The sequence below is a fragment of the Aggregicoccus sp. 17bor-14 genome, assembly GCF_009659535.1.
Taxonomy (GTDB): domain Bacteria; phylum Myxococcota; class Myxococcia; order Myxococcales; family Myxococcaceae; genus Aggregicoccus.
The window spans coordinates 101511-117919 of record NZ_VJZZ01000015.1 but is presented as its reverse complement, the minus strand read 5'-3'; the positions used below and the strand labels follow the sequence as shown (position 1 = coordinate 117919).

Annotated in this window: 13 protein-coding genes; 5 read left to right on the top strand and 8 right to left on the bottom strand. The window is 71.6% G+C overall.

What is annotated here, in order from left to right:
• Positions 1-9: 9 nt before the first annotated feature.
• Genes FGE12_RS24595 through FGE12_RS24585 form a run of 3 tightly spaced genes read right to left on the bottom strand, consistent with a single transcriptional unit; the run spans position 10 to position 2744 of the window.
• On the bottom strand, positions 10-1176 hold the full coding sequence (locus tag FGE12_RS24595; protein WP_153869027.1) for a metallophosphoesterase: 1167 nt from the start codon (positions 1174-1176) through the stop codon (positions 10-12).
• A 15-nt stretch (positions 1177-1191) separates the two neighbouring features.
• Positions 1192-2007, bottom strand: a complete 816-nt coding sequence (locus FGE12_RS24590) for an ABC transporter permease (protein ID WP_153869074.1) — start codon at positions 2005-2007, stop codon at positions 1192-1194.
• Positions 2007-2744: an ABC transporter ATP-binding protein gene (locus tag FGE12_RS24585; RefSeq protein ID WP_370459135.1), complete on the bottom strand. Its 738-nt coding sequence runs from the start codon at positions 2742-2744 to the stop codon at positions 2007-2009. Before FGE12_RS24585 ends, FGE12_RS24590 begins: the two co-directional genes overlap by 1 nt.
• Positions 2745-2930: 186 nt before the next feature.
• On the opposite strand from FGE12_RS24585, the gene FGE12_RS24580 reads away from it, so the two are divergent.
• The gene (locus FGE12_RS24580; RefSeq protein ID WP_153869026.1) at positions 2931-4745 is read left to right on the top strand and encodes a long-chain fatty acid--CoA ligase; all 1815 of its coding nucleotides are present in this window, start codon (positions 2931-2933) and stop codon (positions 4743-4745) included.
• Between the two features lie 12 nt (positions 4746-4757).
• Here the strand turns inward: FGE12_RS24580 and FGE12_RS24575 are convergent, their stop codons facing one another.
• The 3 genes from FGE12_RS24575 to FGE12_RS24565 form a co-directional block, all read right to left on the bottom strand.
• A complete protein-coding gene (locus tag FGE12_RS24575; protein WP_153869025.1) occupies positions 4758-6584 on the bottom strand; it encodes an amidase in 1827 nt (608 codons plus the stop codon).
• 102 nt (positions 6585-6686) lie between these two features.
• The gene (locus FGE12_RS30480) at positions 6687-7157 is read right to left on the bottom strand and encodes a hypothetical protein (RefSeq protein WP_228531061.1); all 471 of its coding nucleotides are present in this window, start codon (positions 7155-7157) and stop codon (positions 6687-6689) included.
• A gap of 139 nt (positions 7158-7296) precedes the next feature.
• A complete protein-coding gene (locus FGE12_RS24565; protein ID WP_153869024.1) occupies positions 7297-8952 on the bottom strand; it encodes a hypothetical protein in 1656 nt (551 codons plus the stop codon).
• Positions 8953-9076: 124 nt separating this feature from the next.
• Between FGE12_RS24565 and FGE12_RS24560 the strand changes: the two genes are divergently transcribed.
• The 4 genes from FGE12_RS24560 to FGE12_RS24545 all read left to right on the top strand — a co-directional run bounded on the left by FGE12_RS24560 (position 9077) and on the right by FGE12_RS24545 (position 13284).
• Positions 9077-10087, top strand: a complete 1011-nt coding sequence (locus FGE12_RS24560; RefSeq protein WP_194798235.1) for a thiamine pyrophosphate-dependent dehydrogenase E1 component subunit alpha — start codon at positions 9077-9079, stop codon at positions 10085-10087.
• Positions 10088-10089: 2 nt separating this feature from the next.
• Positions 10090-11145, top strand: coding sequence for an alpha-ketoacid dehydrogenase subunit beta (locus FGE12_RS24555; RefSeq protein ID WP_153869023.1), 1056 nt, complete (start codon positions 10090-10092; stop codon positions 11143-11145).
• Positions 11146-11297: 152 nt separating this feature from the next.
• Positions 11298-12728, top strand: a complete 1431-nt coding sequence (locus tag FGE12_RS24550) for a carboxypeptidase-like regulatory domain-containing protein (protein ID WP_153869022.1) — start codon at positions 11298-11300, stop codon at positions 12726-12728.
• A gap of 70 nt (positions 12729-12798) precedes the next feature.
• A complete protein-coding gene (locus tag FGE12_RS24545) occupies positions 12799-13284 on the top strand; it encodes a GNAT family N-acetyltransferase (protein ID WP_228531060.1) in 486 nt (161 codons plus the stop codon).
• Positions 13285-13295: 11 nt separating this feature from the next.
• Here the strand turns inward: FGE12_RS24545 and FGE12_RS30730 are convergent, their stop codons facing one another.
• Together FGE12_RS30730 and FGE12_RS24535 are read right to left on the bottom strand one after the other, a co-directional pair.
• On the bottom strand, positions 13296-13646 hold the full coding sequence (locus FGE12_RS30730; protein ID WP_370459134.1) for a PilZ domain-containing protein: 351 nt from the start codon (positions 13644-13646) through the stop codon (positions 13296-13298).
• A gap of 121 nt (positions 13647-13767) precedes the next feature.
• Positions 13768-16338 (bottom strand): RNA helicase, encoded by a 2571-nt coding sequence (locus FGE12_RS24535; protein WP_153869019.1) that lies wholly within the window; start codon positions 16336-16338, stop codon positions 13768-13770.
• Between the last annotated feature and the right edge of the window lie 71 nt (positions 16339-16409).

The following is a 16409-nucleotide window of genomic DNA, read 5'->3' as shown; positions in this document are numbered from 1 at the left end:
GAAGCGTCCTCAGGCGGACCGAAGGGTGATCACGGTGACCTCCGTGGGGATGCCGACGCGGAACGGGAACCAGTGCCCGGTGCCCGCGGACACGTAGAGGTGCGCGCCGCCGCGGCGGTAGCGCCCCAGGATGTGCTCGAAGGCGAAGCGGAACAGGGGCAGCCGGAACAGCCCCACCTGCCCGCCGTGCGTGTGGCCGGAGAGCGTGAGCTGCGCGCCGCGCTCGGCGGCGAAGGGGAAGAAGTCCGGGTGGTGCGAGAGGCAGAGCAGCGTCTCGCCGGCCTGTACACCGGCGAACGCGCGCTCGGCCGAGGTGGCCATCTGCCTGCGCTGCGCCTCCCCGTGCTCGTGCCTCCCGACCAGGGGGTAGTCCACGCCCACCACCCGGAGGCGCGCGCCCGCGTGCTCGAGCAGCGCGCTCTCGTCCACCAGCAGCCGCACCCGCCCGCGCGGAGCGCAGGCCCGATACGCGCCGAGCACGGCGGAGAGTCCGCGCCACTTCTCGTGGTTGCCCAGGATGGCGAGCATCCCGTGGCGCGCGGCGCAGGACTCGAGGGCCTCGAAGGTGGGGGCCAGCAGCTCCATGTCGTCGATGAGGTCCCCGGTCATCACCTGCAGGTCCACGCCCTCCTCGTCCAGCGCCCTCACGGCGCGCCGCACGTGCTCCGGGTCGATGAAGGGGCCCACGTGCAGGTCGGAGAGCTGGCCGATGCGAAAGCCGTCGAGCGCGTGGGGCAGGCCCGGCAGCCGCACCTCCTCGCGGCGCACCTCGAAGGGTCGCACCTGCACGCTGCCACCCACCCCCACCGCGAGCGCGCCGGCGGGCAGCGCGCCCTCGAGGAAGCGGCGGCGAGAGGGATCCAGCGGCAGCCGCGTGCGCCGGCTCAACCTGCGCACCACCCGCCCCAACCCCAGCGCCACCACGAAGGGCATGCCCGCCAGCGCCACGATGCCGACGACCGCGAGCCACGCGGCCCCCAGCAGCTGCAGGGGCCCCATCGCGCGGCCGCTCACGTCCGCGAGCGCGAGCAGCCAGCCCACCTGGCCCAGCAGCGCCGCGCCCCAGAAGCCCAGGCCGCAGCGCCCGTGGCTCCAGCGCGGCGCGAGCACCCGCAGCACGGCGAATGCGGCCAGGGTGAGGACGAGCGACGGCAGGAGGAAGCGCGTGCTGAACATGCGGTGGGGCGGCGCCTAGCTCACGCTCTCCGCGCTGTAGCGGGCGATGAGCCCGGTGCGCACGGCGTGGCGGAAGATGCGCGTGAAGAAGGCACAGGCGAGCAGCAGGTAGACGAGCGACAGCGCCCCGCCCCACGCGAGCGCACCCAGGGGCACGCTGCCCCCGTGCACGTGCGCACGCAGGGCCTCGAAGACGTAGGAGGGCGGCAGCGCGCGCGACACCGCCTGCATCCAGCCGGGCAGCGTGGCCACCGGGTAGAACACGCCCACGAAGGGGGAGATGACTGCGGGGATGGGCCACACGAACCACTCGGCCGAAGGGCCGAGGCGCAGCACCACCGCCGCCCCCACGATGCCCAGCGCGATGCCGAAGAGGAAGAGCAGGAGCAGGAGCGGCACCAGCAGCGCGCCCAGCGACAGCAGCGAGAGGCCGAACACCGCCACCGCCACCACCCCCATCACCACGAGCCCCACCGCGCTGGTGCCGATGCTCGAGAGCACGAGGCCCCCCACGTACTCGGGGATGGAGAGCGGGGTCGCGAAGATGTTGAGGAAGTTGCGCGACCACACGTCCTCGAAGAAGGCCATGGTCACGCCCTGCATCACGCGGGTGAGGAAGTCCCAGAGCAGCACCCCGCCCAGCAGCGCGGGCACGAAGTCCAGCCCCGCGCCGCTTCCGGTGTGGGTAACGCTGTTGAGGTACTTCGTGATGTAGCCCCAGAGCACCACGTCCAGCGCCACCCACACGAAGAGCGGGAAGACGCGGCTGAGGCTGCCCCGGATGAGGTACAGCTGGCGCAGCACGATCGCGAAGGCGCGGCCCGGGCGCATCATCCCACCTGCTCCAGCGCGAGCGGCTCGCGCGCCACGGTGATGAACAGCTCCTCGAGCGAGCTCTTGCCGTGCTCGGCCGGGAGCGTGCGCGGGTCACCCTCGAGCAGGATGCGGCCGCGCGCGAGGAAGAGCACGCGATCACATACCTCCTGCACCTCGTACATGTTGTGCGAGGTCCACAGCACGCCCGAGCTGCCCTCGGCGGCGAAGTCCCGGATGCGGGTGCGGATGTCGCGCGCGGTCGCAGGGTCCAGTGAGGCCGTGGGCTCGTCCAGGAGCAGCAGCCGCGGCCGGTTGATCATCGCCTTGGCCAGCGCCACCCGCGTCTGCTCGCCCGAGGAGAGCACGCCGCACTTGGTGTCCCGGAAGCGTGTGAGCTCGAACTGCTGCAGCAGCGCCTCGATGCGCGCGGAGAGCCCGCACACCCCGTAGATGAGCCCGAAGAAGCGCAGGTTCTGCACCACCGTCAGGTTGCCCGGCAGGGGGGCGTACACCGCGGCGAAGTTCGTACACTGCAGCGCCCGCGAGCGCTCGCGCCCCAGGTCCACGCCCTCGATGTGGATGCTCCCGGAGCTCGGCTCGAGCACTCCGAGCACCATGTTGATGGTGGTGGTCTTCCCGGCGCCGTTGGGGCCGAGCAGGCCCACGATCTCCCCGGGCCCCACCTCGAAGGAGACCTCACTCACGGCCTCGGTGGCGCCGTACTGCTTGCGCAGCGAGCGCACGGAGAGCACCTGATCCGGAGACGGGGGGGGCTGCGGGACGACCCTGGGCGCACTCACACCCGGGGTAGTAGCGGTTGCTCTCTGCCATTGCCAGCGCCGCGTCGCGCACGCACGGTGGGAGGTCGGCCTGACTGGGAAATCGGTTACAGTGCGCCCCCTCCCGTGAACCCCCTTCGAGAGCCTGGAGCCCCGCCCATGCAGAGCCCGCAGTTCCAGACGTTGGTGGACATCCTCAAGCGCAGCACCCACGCCTTCGCCGCCCGCGAGCTGTTCGGGGAGAAGAAGAACGGTGCCTGGGTGTGGACGACGTACGCGCGCTTCGGGGAGCTGGTGGACGACCTGCGCGGCGGGCTCGCGCAGCTGGGCGTGGGCGCGGGGGACCGCGTGGCCGTCATCTCCAACAACCGCCTCGAGTGGGCGGTGGGTGCGTACGCGAGCTACTCGCTCGGCGCGGTGTACGTGCCCATGTACGAGTCGCAGCAGGCGAAGGAGTGGCAGTACATCCTCGCGGACTGTGGCGCCAAGGTGGTGTTCTGCGCCACGGACGCCATCGCGAAGACAGTGGGCGGGATGAAGGACGCCCTGCCCAAGCTCGAGCACGTGCTGCGCTTCACCGGCAGCGAGAGCGAGCAGGATGCGTACGCGTGCCTCCTGCGCCGCGGCGCCGAGACGCCGAGCCCCATGGTGAACCCGAAGCCCACGGAGCTGGCCGGGCTCATCTACACCTCGGGCACCACGGGCAACCCGAAGGGCGTGATGCTCAGCCACGCGAACATCGCGCGCAACGTCAGCGCCATCCACGAGATCTTCCCCATGACCCAGGAGGACCGCTCGCTCGCCTTCCTGCCCTGGGCGCACGTGTTCGGGCAGACGGTGGAGCTGCACGCGCTGCTGTCCATGGGCGCCTCCATGGGCATCGCGGAGGCGGTGGAGAAGATCATCGACAACCTCGGCGAGGTGCGCCCCACCCTGCTGATGAGCGTGCCGCGCATCTTCAACCGCATCTACGACGGGCTGCAGAAGCGCATGGCCACCGAGAAGGTGGTGACGCGCACGCTCTTCCACCACGGGCTGAGCGTGGCCGGGCAGCGGCGCGAGCTCGCGCTGAAGGGCAAGCGCAGCGCGCTGCTGGATGCGCAGCACGCGGTGCTGGACCGCATCGTGTTCAGCAAGGTGCGCGCGCGCTTCGGCGGCCGGATGAAGTACGCCTTCAGCGGCGGCGCGGCGATCGCGCGCGAGGTGGCCGAGTTCATCGACAACCTGGGCATCACCGTCTACGAGGGCTACGGCCTCACCGAGACCAGCCCCATTGCCACCGCGAACTTCCCGGGGAACCGGAAGATCGGCTCGGTGGGCAAGGCGCTGCCGGGCGTGCGCATCGACATCGACACCACGGCCACCGGCGACGCGAGCCAGGGCGAGGTGGTGGTGCACGGGCACAACGTGATGCTCGGCTACTACAACCTGCCCGAGGAGAACGCGAAGGTGTTCACCGGCGACGGGGGCTTCCGCACCGGGGACATGGGCTACGTGGACCCGGACGGCTTCCTCTACATCACCGGCCGCATCAAGGAGCAGTACAAGCTGGAGAACGGCAAGTACGTGGTGCCGGTGCCCATCGAGCAGGCGCTCGCGCTCTCCACCTTCATCACCAACGCCATGGTGCACGGGCAGAACAAGCCCTTCAACGTGGCGCTCATCGTGGTGGACCTGGACACGCTGAAGAAGTGGGCCCTGGAGAAGGGCCTCGACACCACGAGCATCCCCGAGCTGCTCAAGCGCCCCGAGGTGCAGGCGCTCTACCGCGAGCAGATCAACGAGCACTGCCGCGGCTTCAAGGGCTACGAGCGCCCGCAGCGCTTCCTGCTCCTGAGCGAGGACTTCACGGTGGGCAACGACATGCTCACCGCCTCGCTCAAGCTCAAGCGCCGCGGCGTGCTCAACCGCTACGGCGAGGCCGTCGAGGCGCTCTACCGCCAGGCCGGCGAGGACGCGCTGCCCGCGGCCTGAGCGCGCTCACGCTCATGCGAAGCCCGGGGGGCGCTCGCCGGCCACCCCGGCGGCGCGCTCCAGCGCGAGCCCCACGCGCCCCAGCGTCCCCTCGTCGAAGAGGCGGCCGATGAGGGTGACGCCGTGGGGCACGCGCCGCGGCGGAGAGAAGGTGGGCAGCGGGCGCTTCGGGTCGGGCGCCCAGTCGCTGCGCGCGCGCTCCACCTCCACGAAGCCGGTGCGCAGCGTGAGCGACGGGTGGCCGGTGAAGTTGGAGATGGTGAGCATCTCGTCGCGCAGGGAGGGCACGAGCAGGAGGTCCACCTCGCCCATCACCCGCGCCATCTCCAGGGCCACCTTGCGCCGCAGCCGGTCCGCCTGCACGAAGTCCACCGCGGAGAGGAAGCGCGCCTGGCGGAAGAGGTTGGGCCAGGCGTCGGGCGTCTGCATCTTGAGCGCATCCACGCCGTGCGAGAGCGTGAGCTCCTCGAAGGCGGCTGCGGCTTCCGCGAAGAGCACGGTGTTGAGCGAGCCGTAGGGCCAGTTGGGCAGCTGCACCTCCACCGGCTGCAGCCCCAGGCGCTTCAGGTGCTCGAGCGCCTCGCGGTCCACGTCCGTCGCAGGCGCCTCGTTCATCCACGCGGGGAAGTAGCCCACCTTGAGGCCCTTCACGCTGGCCGCAGCGTCGTAGTCGAGCCGGCTCGGCACGCTCGCCACGTCGCCCGCGTCCGGGCCGCTGAGCGCCTGCAGCACCAGCAGCGCGTCCTCCACTCCGCGCGTCATGGGCCCCAGCTTGTCCAGCGTCCAGCACAGCGTCATGGCGCCGGTGCGCGGCACGCGCCCGTAGGTGGGCCGCAGGCCCGTGACGCCGCAGCGCATGGAGGGCGAGACGATGCTGCCGCCCGTCTCGCTGCCGAGGCTGAAGCCCACCAGCCCCGCGGCGGTGGCCGAGCCCGGCCCCGCGCTGCTGCCCGAGGCGCCCTCCTCCAGGAGCCAGGGGTTCTTCGTCTCACCGCCGAACCAGATGTCGTTGAGCGCGAGCGCGCCGAGGCTCAGCTTCGCCACCAGCACCGCGCCCGCCTGGTGCAGGCGCGCCACCACCGCGGCGTCCTGCTTCGGCACGCGGTTGCGGAAGGGCTCGGCGCCGTAGGTGGTGGGAATGCCGGCGGTGTCCACCAGGTCCTTCGCGCCCCAGGGGATGCCGTGCAGCGGGCCGCGGTAGCGCCCCTTCGCGATCTCCTGGTCCGCTGCGCGCGCCTGCTGCAGCGCGAGCTCCGAGGTGAGCGTGATGACGCACTTGAGCTTCGGGTCGAAGCGCTGCAGGCGCTCGAGGTAGAGGTGCGTGAGGCGCTCGGAAGTGAGCGCGCGCGACTGCACCCAGCGCGAGAGGTGCGTGAGGGGCGCGAACGCGATGTCCTCGTCCTTCGCGGGGAGCGCCGGGGCCCTCTCGCTGCTGCGCACGAAGCGGCTGCGCGCGGGGCCCTGGGTGCCCCTGGCCACCTGCGCGGGGTTCCACTGCGTCGCGGGTGAGATCCCGGGCTCGAGCGCCACCTTGCGCGGGCCGGTGCGCCGCTCGTAGGCGGGCGCCATGGACTGGGCCCAGTTGCCGGCCGCCTGGGCGCGCTCGGCCGGGGTGAGCTGGACCTGCATCAGCTTCTCGGCCTCGGCGAAGGTGGCCGGCCCCACCTGCGGCCCCACCGCGGGCGCGGTGCCGAAGGCGGGCGGGGAGCCCGCGGGCGTGGCGCCGGGCGTGCCCGCATCAGGGCTTGCCGCCTCGGCGCTGCTGCTGCGCGCGGCGGTCAAGGCCCCGGCGACGCCGAGAGCGGTGGTGGTGAGGAACTGCCTTCGCGAGCCGGACATGGATGGGGACTCCAGGGCAAGGGGGCCCGCGGAGCTTGCCATGCCCGCACGGCGGCGTGCGCGCCCGGGCGCACCCGGCGCGCGCGCCAGCCAACAGGCGCCTCAGCCGCCGTGCAGCGGCAGGCGCTTGCGCGGGCCGCCCTTGCGCTTCACGCCCATCTGGCTCGGCGCCTTCTTGCGGCCCACCACGTCGTCCTTGCGCGTGCTCTGGGCGCGCCGGCGCAGCCCCGCCTCGCTCGAGGGGTGCTTGGGCTTGCCGTCCTTGCGGTAGCCCGCGGCCGCCTCGCTGGGCAGCGTCTTGCGCCGCGAGCTGCTGCTGCCAGACGCGTCGGGCAGGGGCAGCGAGTGCCCGCGGGCGCCCTTGCCCATCCCGGGGCTGCGCCGCGAGCTCACGCTGCGGTCGTCGAACTCGCCCTTGATCGCCCGCGACTCGACCGCGGCGATGCCCCGGCTCTTCTTCGTGGCGTGACTGCTGCGGCCGCTCGCCGCGCCCACGTCCGTGTCCTTCAGGATCACCGGCGTGCCCTTCTTCTTGGCCGCCTTCATGCGGATCCCCAGGCTCTTCTCAGGCATGTCTCGTCCTCCTGAACGCTCGCGTGCGCCGTGGCGCGCGCGGGCCGTGTGAGCCTTCAGGTAGGGACGATGGGGACCATCGGGCAGGGCCCGCCCCGCCCGCCGGGCTGGCGTCCGGCGGTGCGGCCGACCCTGGGCGCTAGAGCGTCTTGAGGTACTCGATGACGTCGCGCCGCTCGCGCTCGCTCAGGCCCTCCACCTGCTTCTCGTGGCCGCGGTTGGAGCGGCCCGGCTCGCGCGTGTCCACGAGCTTCGGCTCGCTCCAGGAGACGTAGCCCTCGGGCACGTCCCACAGGCCGTCCGGCCCGGGCTGCCCGGCGATGCCCACGCGCTCCAGGTCCAGCTTGTGGCCGCCCACGTAGAAGCGCGTGGGGCGCTCGGCGGGGGTGAGCAGGTGCCAGAGCGTGGGCACGCTGCCGTTGTGCAGGTAGGGCGCCGCGGCCCACACGCCCAGCAGCGGCGGGGGCTGGTAGCCGCCGGTGGGGCTGAGCTGGGCGACCTTCCCCGCCTCGCTCGCCGCGAGCGTTGCCGCGTCCGCCTCGGTGGTGGCCTGCGCGCGCGTCGCGTCCGTGCCCACCGCCGCCACGCTGAAGAGCCGGTCCGGGTACTGGTAGCGCCCGTCGCTGCCCTTGTCCCCGTGGCAGCCCGCGCAGCGCCGCCCGTACAGCGCATGGCCGCGCTCGGCCGCAGCCGCGTCCACCGGCCCGGGGAAGCGCGGGGGCTGCAGTTCGTCGAGGAAGGCGGTGAGCTGCGCGAGGTGCTCGCCCTCGGCCGCCGCGCGCGCGGGCGGGGTGCCCACGCGCGGCAGGTAGCCCACCAGGCGCTGCGCGAGCGCCACGTCCGCGGTCGCCTCCGCGTCCACCGCCTGCAGGCTGCCGTCCGCGAGGCTGCGACGCTTGAGCAGCGCGCCGAAGAGCGAGGGCGTCTTCACGTACGACGCCGAGAAGTCCCCCTCCCCCTGCGCCCCCGTGAGCGCCGAGCGCGAGAGCGCGCTGCCGTTGTGCATTCCCGGCCCGCCGAAGGACCAGGGCAGCGCGCGCCCGCCGCGGCCGCGCGCCGCCTGCGCCTGCTCGCGCAGCACCGGCAGCACGAGGCGCTGGTAGGTCTCGCGCTCCTGGGGCGCGAGGTTCGGGTACTTGCGCTGCAGCGCCGCCATCACCAGCGCGTCCGTTGCGCGCGCATCCAGCAGCGCCGCGGCCACCGCGGCGCGCAGGCCGTCCAGGTCCACCGAGTGGTTGGGCACGCCCCAGATGACCTCGCGCGTGGGGTTGCCCTGCGCGTCCCAGCTGCGCCCCGCGTGGCAGAGGCTGCAGTTGGCGGAGGCCAGCTCCAGCATCACCCCGCCCCGCTCCACCACCCCGCGCGCGAAGCCCACCGGCACGCCGCGGAAGTCGCTCTGCGCCTTCATGCCCACCGGCTGCGCCACGCGCGTGCCGTACACCACGCCGAAGCGGCGCAGCGGCTCCTCGAAGCGCGCCACCCACTCGTGCTGGCCCTGCGAGAAGAAAGGCTCGGGCACCAGGTCCGCGAGCACCCCCACCAGCTTCCAGGGCAGCGCCACCGAGCGCAGGTTGTCCGTGGAGAGGTTCCCGAAGTCGCCGTACAGCGCGTAGAAGCCGCCGCGCTGGGCCGGCGTCCACGCGTCCGCCCCCGGCGGCGGCGCCTCCACCAGATCCGCGGTGCCCGAGGCGCTGCTCCCGCCCACCGCCCCGCCCACGGACTTGCAGCCGGCGGCGACGAGCAGCGCGACAGAGAGGACGGACAGCGAGCGCAGGGCAAGGGAGCGTGGGGACATGGGCCCGTCCAGTTTAGCCCACCGCGTCATGGCGCGCGCCTTTCTGTCCACTGTCAATGCGCGCTTGAGCGCCCGGGCGGACTTTGGAGTATAGGGGGCGTCCCTTTCAGCCTGTGAGTCTCGCGTGTCCCGACCCCGTCTGATCAACCGCGACGAAGCCTCCTCCCCTCCGATCGAGCGCGAGCTGCTCGTCCGCATGCACGACCTGATGATCAAGGCGCGCGTGCTCGAGGAGCGCCTCATCCAGATGTACAAGCAGGGCCATGGCTACTTCTGGATCGGTGGCCCCGGCGAGGAGGCGTTCAACGTCTCGCTCGGCCTGCTGATGAAGAAGGGCCAGGGCCCGGCCTTCGACTACCTGCATGCGCACTACCGCCAGAGCGCGACCCTGCTCGCGCTGGGCGAGGAGCCGATCGGGGCGCTGCGCCAGATGAAGAACACGGCCAGCGACCCGTACTCGGGCGGCCGCAACTTCGCCGGCCACTTCAGCGCCAAGCGCCTCAACGTGGCGCCCGTGACCAGCCCCATCGAGGTGCAGTACGCCATCGCCCCGGGCACCGCCATGGTGCAGAAGCGCCACGGCGGCGACGGCATCACCATCGTCACCGGCGGCGACGCGGGCACGGCCGAGGGCGACTTCGCCAGCTGCCTCGTGTGGAGCAGCCGCCCGGCGAACCCCCTGCCCATCCTGATCATCGTCACCAACAACAAGTGGGGCATCAGCACCTGCTCGGACGGCCAGCACGGCGAGACCCGCATCTCGGACCGCGCCAAGGCCTTCAACATCAAGAGCAAGACCATCGACGGCAACGACGCCCTCACCTGCTACGCCGAGCTGAAGGAGGCGATGGAGTACGTGCGCACCGAGCGCAAGCCCTACTTCATCGAGGCCATGGTCAGCCGCCTCTACGGCCACTCCTCCGCCTCGGGCGCGAACTACGTCACCGAGGAGGTCGACTGCATCAAGCAGTTCGAGGCGCGCCTGGAGAAGGACGGCGTGCTCACCCGCCAGCAGATGGACGACGTGCGCGCCAAGTACACCGAGGAGATCGCCGCGGCGGCGCGCACGGTGCGCGACGAGCCTCAGCCCTCGGGCGATTCCATCTACAACCACATCTACGCGGAGAAGCGCTAACCATGGCCAACATGGCCCAGGCCATTCGCATGGCCCTCCACTACGCCGAGGAGAACCTCGGCGTCACCGACATCTTCGGCGAGGACGTGGGCGCGCCCTTGGGCGGCGTCTTCACCGCCACGCAGGGGCTCAAGACCACCTGGAACGCGCCGCTGGACGAGCGCGGCATCATCGGCGCCGCCATGGGCATCGCCATGGCGGGCGGCCGCCCGGTCGCCGAGATCCAGTTCGCCGACTACATCTTCAACACCATCGACCTGCTCAAGCTCGCCGGCAACACCTGCTGGAGCACGAACGGCGACTGGAACCTGCCCATGGTGGTGCGCACCCCGGTGGGCAGCGGCATCCGCGGGTCCATCTACCACTCGCACTCGTTCGACGCCGGCGCCACCCGCATCCCGGGCTGGAAGATCGTGATGCCCAGCAACCCGCTGGACGCCTACGGCCTGCTCATCAGCGCCTGCCAGGAGCTGGACCCCGTGATGTACCTGGAGCCCAAGGCGCTCCTGCGCGTGAAGGGCGACGAGCGCATCCCCGGCGAGCCCGAGGACGACCGCGCCCTCTCCAAGATGATCGACGCCCCGCTGGGCGACCGCTCCGCGTGGAAGGCGCAGTGGCCGCAGCTCGAGGCGTACGCGGTGCCCATCGGCAAGGGCAAGATCGTGCGCGAGGGGCGTGGGCTCACCGTGGTCAGCTACGGGCGCACCCTGCCCCTGTGCGTGAAGGCCGCGCAGGCGCTCGCCGAGGAGGGCGTGGACGCGGAGGTCATCGACCTGCGCAGCCTCTGGCCCTACGACTGGGAGATGATCAAGGCGAGCGTGCAGAAGACCGGCCGCGCGCTCTTCGTCAACGAGGACACCGAGGTCACCAACTTCGGTGAGCACCTCATGCGCCGCACGGTGGAGGAGCTCTTCTACCACCTGCTCGCCGCGCCCAAGCTGGTCGCCGGCAAGCACGTGCCGGGCATCGGCCTCGCGGACGCGCTCGAGATGGCCAGCGTGCCGCAGCTCGCGGACATCACGCAGGCCATGCGCACGCTCGCTGCAGAGCAGCCGTAAAAGTGCCGTCCCATGCGGCGTCCGGGGCTCCGGGCGCCGCATGTAGAACGGTGTAAGCGTCCGGGATTCCAGCAGAACCGTGGCCGGCGCGCCCCCGGGCGGGTCCTGGGTCGAGAGAGCGCAGCACCTCCCCCCTCGACCTGGAGTCCCCCTTGAAGCGCAGCCTCCTCCCCCTCCTCGGCGCCGCGGCCCTGCTCGCGGCCTGCGGCAGCGACGACCCGAACTGCGACCCCACCGATCCCAAGGCCTGTGACGCCGCGCTCGTGTGCGAGCAGGTGTCGGGCCTCGAGGCCGGCAAGGACTTCCGCTGCCTCGCGCCGGTGCAGGTGCAGGGCCGCGTGTTCGACCTCGCGAGCAACGCCGCGGTACCGAACGCCCTGGTCGCCGCGGTGGACGTGAACGGCGCGCCCGTGGGCACGCAGACCACCACCGGCGCGGACGGCAGCTACACGCTGCGCATCCCGGCCCTGCGCTCGGACGAGGCCGGCACGCCGGTGAACCAGCGCATCAGCCTGCGCGCCGCGGCGCGCGACTTCGCCCCCTTCCCCTCCGGGCTGCGCGTGGCGCTGCCCTTCGACACCTCGGTCGCCGCGCGCCCGGACGCGCAGGACGCGCAGTCGCCCTTCGTCATCCACGCGGACGTGACGGACGTGGGGCTGGTGGGGCTGCCGCAGGATCAGCGCGGCCGCCCGTCCATCTCCGGCCACGTGGACGTGGGCGATACCCACGGCGTGCTGGTGGTGGCCGAGGCCGGTGACGCGCTGGACCAGGGCCACAGCGGCATCGCGGATGCCTCGGGCTCCTTCACCCTCTTCAACGTGCCCGCGGGCGACTACAGCGTGAAGGCCTTCGGCCGCGGCGCGAACTGGACCCCGGCCAGCGTGACGGTGGCGACGGCGGACGTGGCCAACGTGCAGCTGCAGCGCTCGCAGACAGCGCCCGCCACCCTCACGGGCGCGGTCTCCTTCGTGGGCCCCGGCGCGGGCCCGGCCACCAGCGTGGTGATGGTGGTGGCGAGCACCTTCGATCCCGTCAGCGGCCGCGGCGAGGTCCCCCCGGGCCTGCGCGCGCCGGAGCCCGGCGTGGTGCCCAACGTGACCAGCGCCTTCACCATCACGGGCGTGCCGGACGGCCGCTATGCGGTGCTCGCGGCCTTCGAGAACGACAACAACGTGCGCGACCCCAACCCCGGCACCGCGGGCACGGACGTGCAGTTCGTCACCGTGACGAATGGCCAGATCGCGGTCGCTCCCTCGACGTTCAAGGTGACCAGCGCCATCACGCTCGTGGGCCCCGGCGCCGGCGAGGCAGTGGACGCGGTCGGCGCCACCCCCACCTTCTCCTGGCAGGCCTACCCCCAGACGGCCACCTACGACGTGATCGTGTTCGACACGCTGGGCAACACCGTCTGGGAGAAGACCGGGCTCACCGCCGTTACCAGCGGCGCCAACAGCCTCGTCTACGCCGGACCCGCGCTCACGGCCGGCAGCCTCTACCAGTGGCGGGTGACCGCGCGGCGCAACGGCGGCGACCCCATCAGCCGCTCCGAGGATCTGAAGGGCCTGTTCCGCGTGCAGCCGTAGACGTTCGCGTCCGCTGCCCGCTGCAACAGCCGTTGAGCTTCCAGGGCGCTCCGGTATGGTCCGGAGCGCCTTGGCCAACTACCCCACGAAGACCGGTCCGGATGGTCCCGCCTTCCGCATCCGCCGCGCCCGCCGCGGAGATGCCGAGGCGATCGGCAACCTGCTCAAGGAGCTGGGCTACCCGCTCGGCTCGGACATGCAGACGACCAACTGGGTCATCAGCCATCCGGAGATCGAGATCTTCGTGGCCAGTGACAGCCTGGACAAGCCGGTGGGCATGGTCACCCTCAGCCACCGCCCGCAGCTGCGGCTGCGCGGGCGCATCGGCACGGTGGACGAGCTCGTCGTCACCGAGAGCTGGCGCAAGAAGGGCGTGGGCCGTGCGCTGCTGCAGACCGTGGTGGAGCGCGCGCGCGCCTTGAGCATGAAGCGGCTCGAGATCGTGAGCCACGTGGCCCGCCTGGACACGGCGACCGGCTTCTACGCCTCCTGCGGCTTCGTGGAGGCGGACGCCATGGTGCTGCGCCACGCGGAAGTGGAGAGCCGCCGGACGTAGCGCCGCCGCACCTAGCGCGCGGCGCGCCGGGGCTCCTCGCCCACCACTTGCTGCAGCCGCGCCTGGTCGGGCGCGGCCACATCGACGAAGCGCACCCCCACCACCTTCGCCTCCGGGCGCACCCAGGCCACCACCGCCGCGAGCGCCCACGCCTCGCCCGCGATGCGCAGGCCCAGCTGCACCGGGTCGCCCACGGAGAGCGTGCGCGCGGTGCGCAGGCACAGCCCGCCGAGCACCTTCCCGATGGAGTAGGCCCGCAGCGCCCGCGCTGCCGTCTCCTGCTGTTCGAACCGCACCTCGAAGCGCGCCGGCACCGGGGTCCCTTCCTCGTCGCTCCGGCGCCAGGCCCTACATCCCGCCACACCGGAAAGTTGTGGCGGAGACACTACTCCAAACCGCCCCTCCTCGGGCAGCCCCCGCTGTAGGTCCGCGGACGGGGGTCGGGGCCGAGCCGGGGCCGCTCAGGTGGCGATCAGGTGGCGATCAGGTACCAATGCGCCGCAGGGAGATGAGCGGCCGCTCGTCCACCTTGCGGTCCACGAGGTCCACCACGCAGTCCAGCATCCAGTCCGCGTGGCCCTCGGGGTCGAGGATGCGCTGCTGGGCGTCCCACTGCCGCTCGCCCGTGGGCTTGAGCAGGGTCATGTGGGGGCGGCGCGCGGCCGGGGTGAGCACCACGCGGCCGTGCTCCTGGAGGTAGGGCTCCATCGCGGCCTCGAGCGTGCTGGGCATCCACTGGCCCTCGGGGTCGTGCAGCAGCCCCGCTGCGTCGTCGTAGCGCCGCTCGCCCAGCGCCTTGAGCAGCCGGTGCAGCTCCTCGCGCACGCGCGCGGCGAAGGCCTTGGGGTCGTCCGTCAGCTCGCGCGGCCCCTGGGGCACCACCTCCGGGCGCGCCTGGAGGATGGCGGCCGGGTTCTTCATCCGCTCCCACTCGTCCAGGAGGCTCGAGTCCACCTGGCGCAAGGTCGCGCGCAGGTGCTCGAGGATGTCCTCCACCTCCTCGGTGCGGAAGCGCTCGGGCACGGTCTGGCCGAGCGTCTTGTACGCATCCCCGAGGTAGCGCAGGAGCACGCCCTCGCTGCGCTGCAGCCCGTACTCGCGCACGTAGTCGTGGAAGGACAGGTAGCGCTCGAACATGTCGCGCGCGATGGACTTGGGCCGGATGTTCTCCTGGCCCACCCAGGGGTGCTTCGCGGCGAACCGGTTGAAGGTGAAGTAGATGAAGTCGCGGTTGGGCTTGGGCCACTCGAGCTTCTCGAGCTCCTCCATGCGCTGGTCGTACTCCACGCCCTGCGCCTTGAGCTCGTTCACCTTCTCGCCCTTGAGCTGGTTGAGCTGCGCGTAGAGCACCACCTCGGGGTTCTCGAGGATGCTCTCCACCAGCGTGAGCACGTCCAGCGCGTAGGTCTCGGCTTGCGGGTCCAGCTTCTCCAGCGTGTCCAGCAGGTAGAGCGAGAGCGTCTGGTTGAGGGAGAAGTCTCGCTGCAGGTCTCCCTTCAGGTACACGGCCGCGCCCACACCGAACTTGCCCTTCACCACCTCCACGATCCCCGCCTCGCGCAGCGTGCGGAACGCGCGGGCGGCCGTTCGCAGGTGCTGGCGCTTCGTGTAGTCGTTGCCGTGCGAGCGGCGGATGAGCTGCACGAGGCGGCGGTAGCCCGGGGTGGCCTCGGTCTCGTCGCTCTGCAGCAGGTTGAGCAGCAGCCCGTGCGTCACCTCGAAGCGGCTCTGCAGGGCCTCGGGCGTGCCGCTCTTCAGGCGCTCGAAGGTATTCGCGTCGAAGTGGACGTAGCCCTTCTCCGGCGGCTGCTTCTTCGGGCTCTTCTTCTTGCCCGCCGCCTCCTTCTGGGCCTGCTTCACGTTCTCCACCACGTGCTCGGGCGCCTGGGCGACCACGCTGCCCTGCGTGTCGTAGCCCTTGCGCCCCGCGCGGCCGGCGATCTGGAGGAAGTCGCGCACGCTGAGCACCGCGAGCTTCTCGCCGTTGAACTTGAAGAGCTGGGTGAAGAGCACGGTGCGGATGGGGATGTTCACGCCCACCCCCAGCGTGTCCGTGCCGCTGATGACCTTGAGCAGCCCCTTCTGCGCGAGCCGCTCCACCAGCAGCCGGTACTTGGGCAAGAGCCCCGCGTGGTGCATCCCGATGCCGTGGCGCAGGAAGCGCTGGAAGTCCTTGCCGTAGGGGGTGTCGAAGCGGGCCTCCAGCAGCTCCTGGCGGATGAGCTCCTTCTCCTCCTTGGTGCTGAAGTCCACGGACATCAGATTTTGCGCCTGCTCGGCGGCGGCGCGCTGGGTGAAGTTCACCAGGTAGACGGGGCTCTTCTTCTTCTCCACCAGCTCCTGGATGGTCTCGTGCAGCGGCGTGTCGCGGTACTCGAAGTCCAGCGGCACCGGGCGCTCGCTGCTCTTCACCACCGCCACCTCGCGGCCGGTGTAGTCCTGCAGGCTCTCCTCGATGAGCCGCGTGTCCCCGAGGGTCGCGGACATCATCAGGAAGGTGGTGTTGGGCAGGCTGATGAGGGGGATCTGCCAGGCGCCGCCGCGCTCCTTGTCCGCGTAGTAGTGGAACTCGTCCATCACCACGTAGTCCACGCGCGCGCTGCTCTGGCGCATGCCCAGGTTCGCGAGGATCTCGGCCGTGCAGCAGATGATCGGCGCCTCGCGGTTGATGCTCGCGTCGCCGGTGAGCATGCCCACGTTGTCCGGCCCGAAGGCCTCGCACAGGGCGAAGAACTTCTCGTTCACCAGCGCCTTGATGGGGCAGGTGTAGAACGACACCTTCCCCTCGCACATCGCCTTGAAGTGGAGCGCGGTGGCCACCAGGCTCTTGCCCGAGCCCGTGGGCGTCTTGAGGAACAGGTGCTTGCCCGCGAGCAGCTCCAGGATGGCCTCCTCCTGCGCCGCGTAGAGGCTCAGGCCGTTCTGGGCCACGTAGGTGACGAAGCGGTTGAGGATCTCGTCCGCGTCCAGCGGGCCCTCGCCGCGGGCAGGCAGCAGCGCTGCGAGGGGGGCGGCGGGAGCGGGGCTCGAGGGGCTCGGAGTGGGCTCGTTCAAGGGTCGGACACCCTATCGAAGTCGCCTCCGCGCCTCCACCCTCGTGAGACGTGCCGCGCCGTCCCCCGTCC

What these genes read in the sequence shown, in the direction of transcription:
- FGE12_RS24595 (WP_153869027.1), bottom strand. Translation starts at nt 1,176, where the DNA reads ATGTTCAGCACGCGCTTCCTCCTGCCGTCGCTCGTCCTCACCCTGGCC.
- FGE12_RS24580 (WP_153869026.1), top strand. Translation starts at nt 2,931, where the DNA reads ATGCAGAGCCCGCAGTTCCAGACGTTGGTGGACATCCTCAAGCGCAGC.
- FGE12_RS30480 (WP_228531061.1), bottom strand. Translation starts at nt 7,157, where the DNA reads ATGCCTGAGAAGAGCCTGGGGATCCGCATGAAGGCGGCCAAGAAGAAG.
- FGE12_RS24590 (WP_153869074.1), bottom strand. Translation starts at nt 2,007, where the DNA reads ATGCGCCCGGGCCGCGCCTTCGCGATCGTGCTGCGCCAGCTGTACCTC.
- FGE12_RS24555 (WP_153869023.1), top strand. Translation starts at nt 10,090, where the DNA reads ATGGCCAACATGGCCCAGGCCATTCGCATGGCCCTCCACTACGCCGAG.
- FGE12_RS24565 (WP_153869024.1), bottom strand. Translation starts at nt 8,952, where the DNA reads ATGTCCCCACGCTCCCTTGCCCTGCGCTCGCTGTCCGTCCTCTCTGTC.
- FGE12_RS24575 (WP_153869025.1), bottom strand. Translation starts at nt 6,584, where the DNA reads ATGTCCGGCTCGCGAAGGCAGTTCCTCACCACCACCGCTCTCGGCGTC.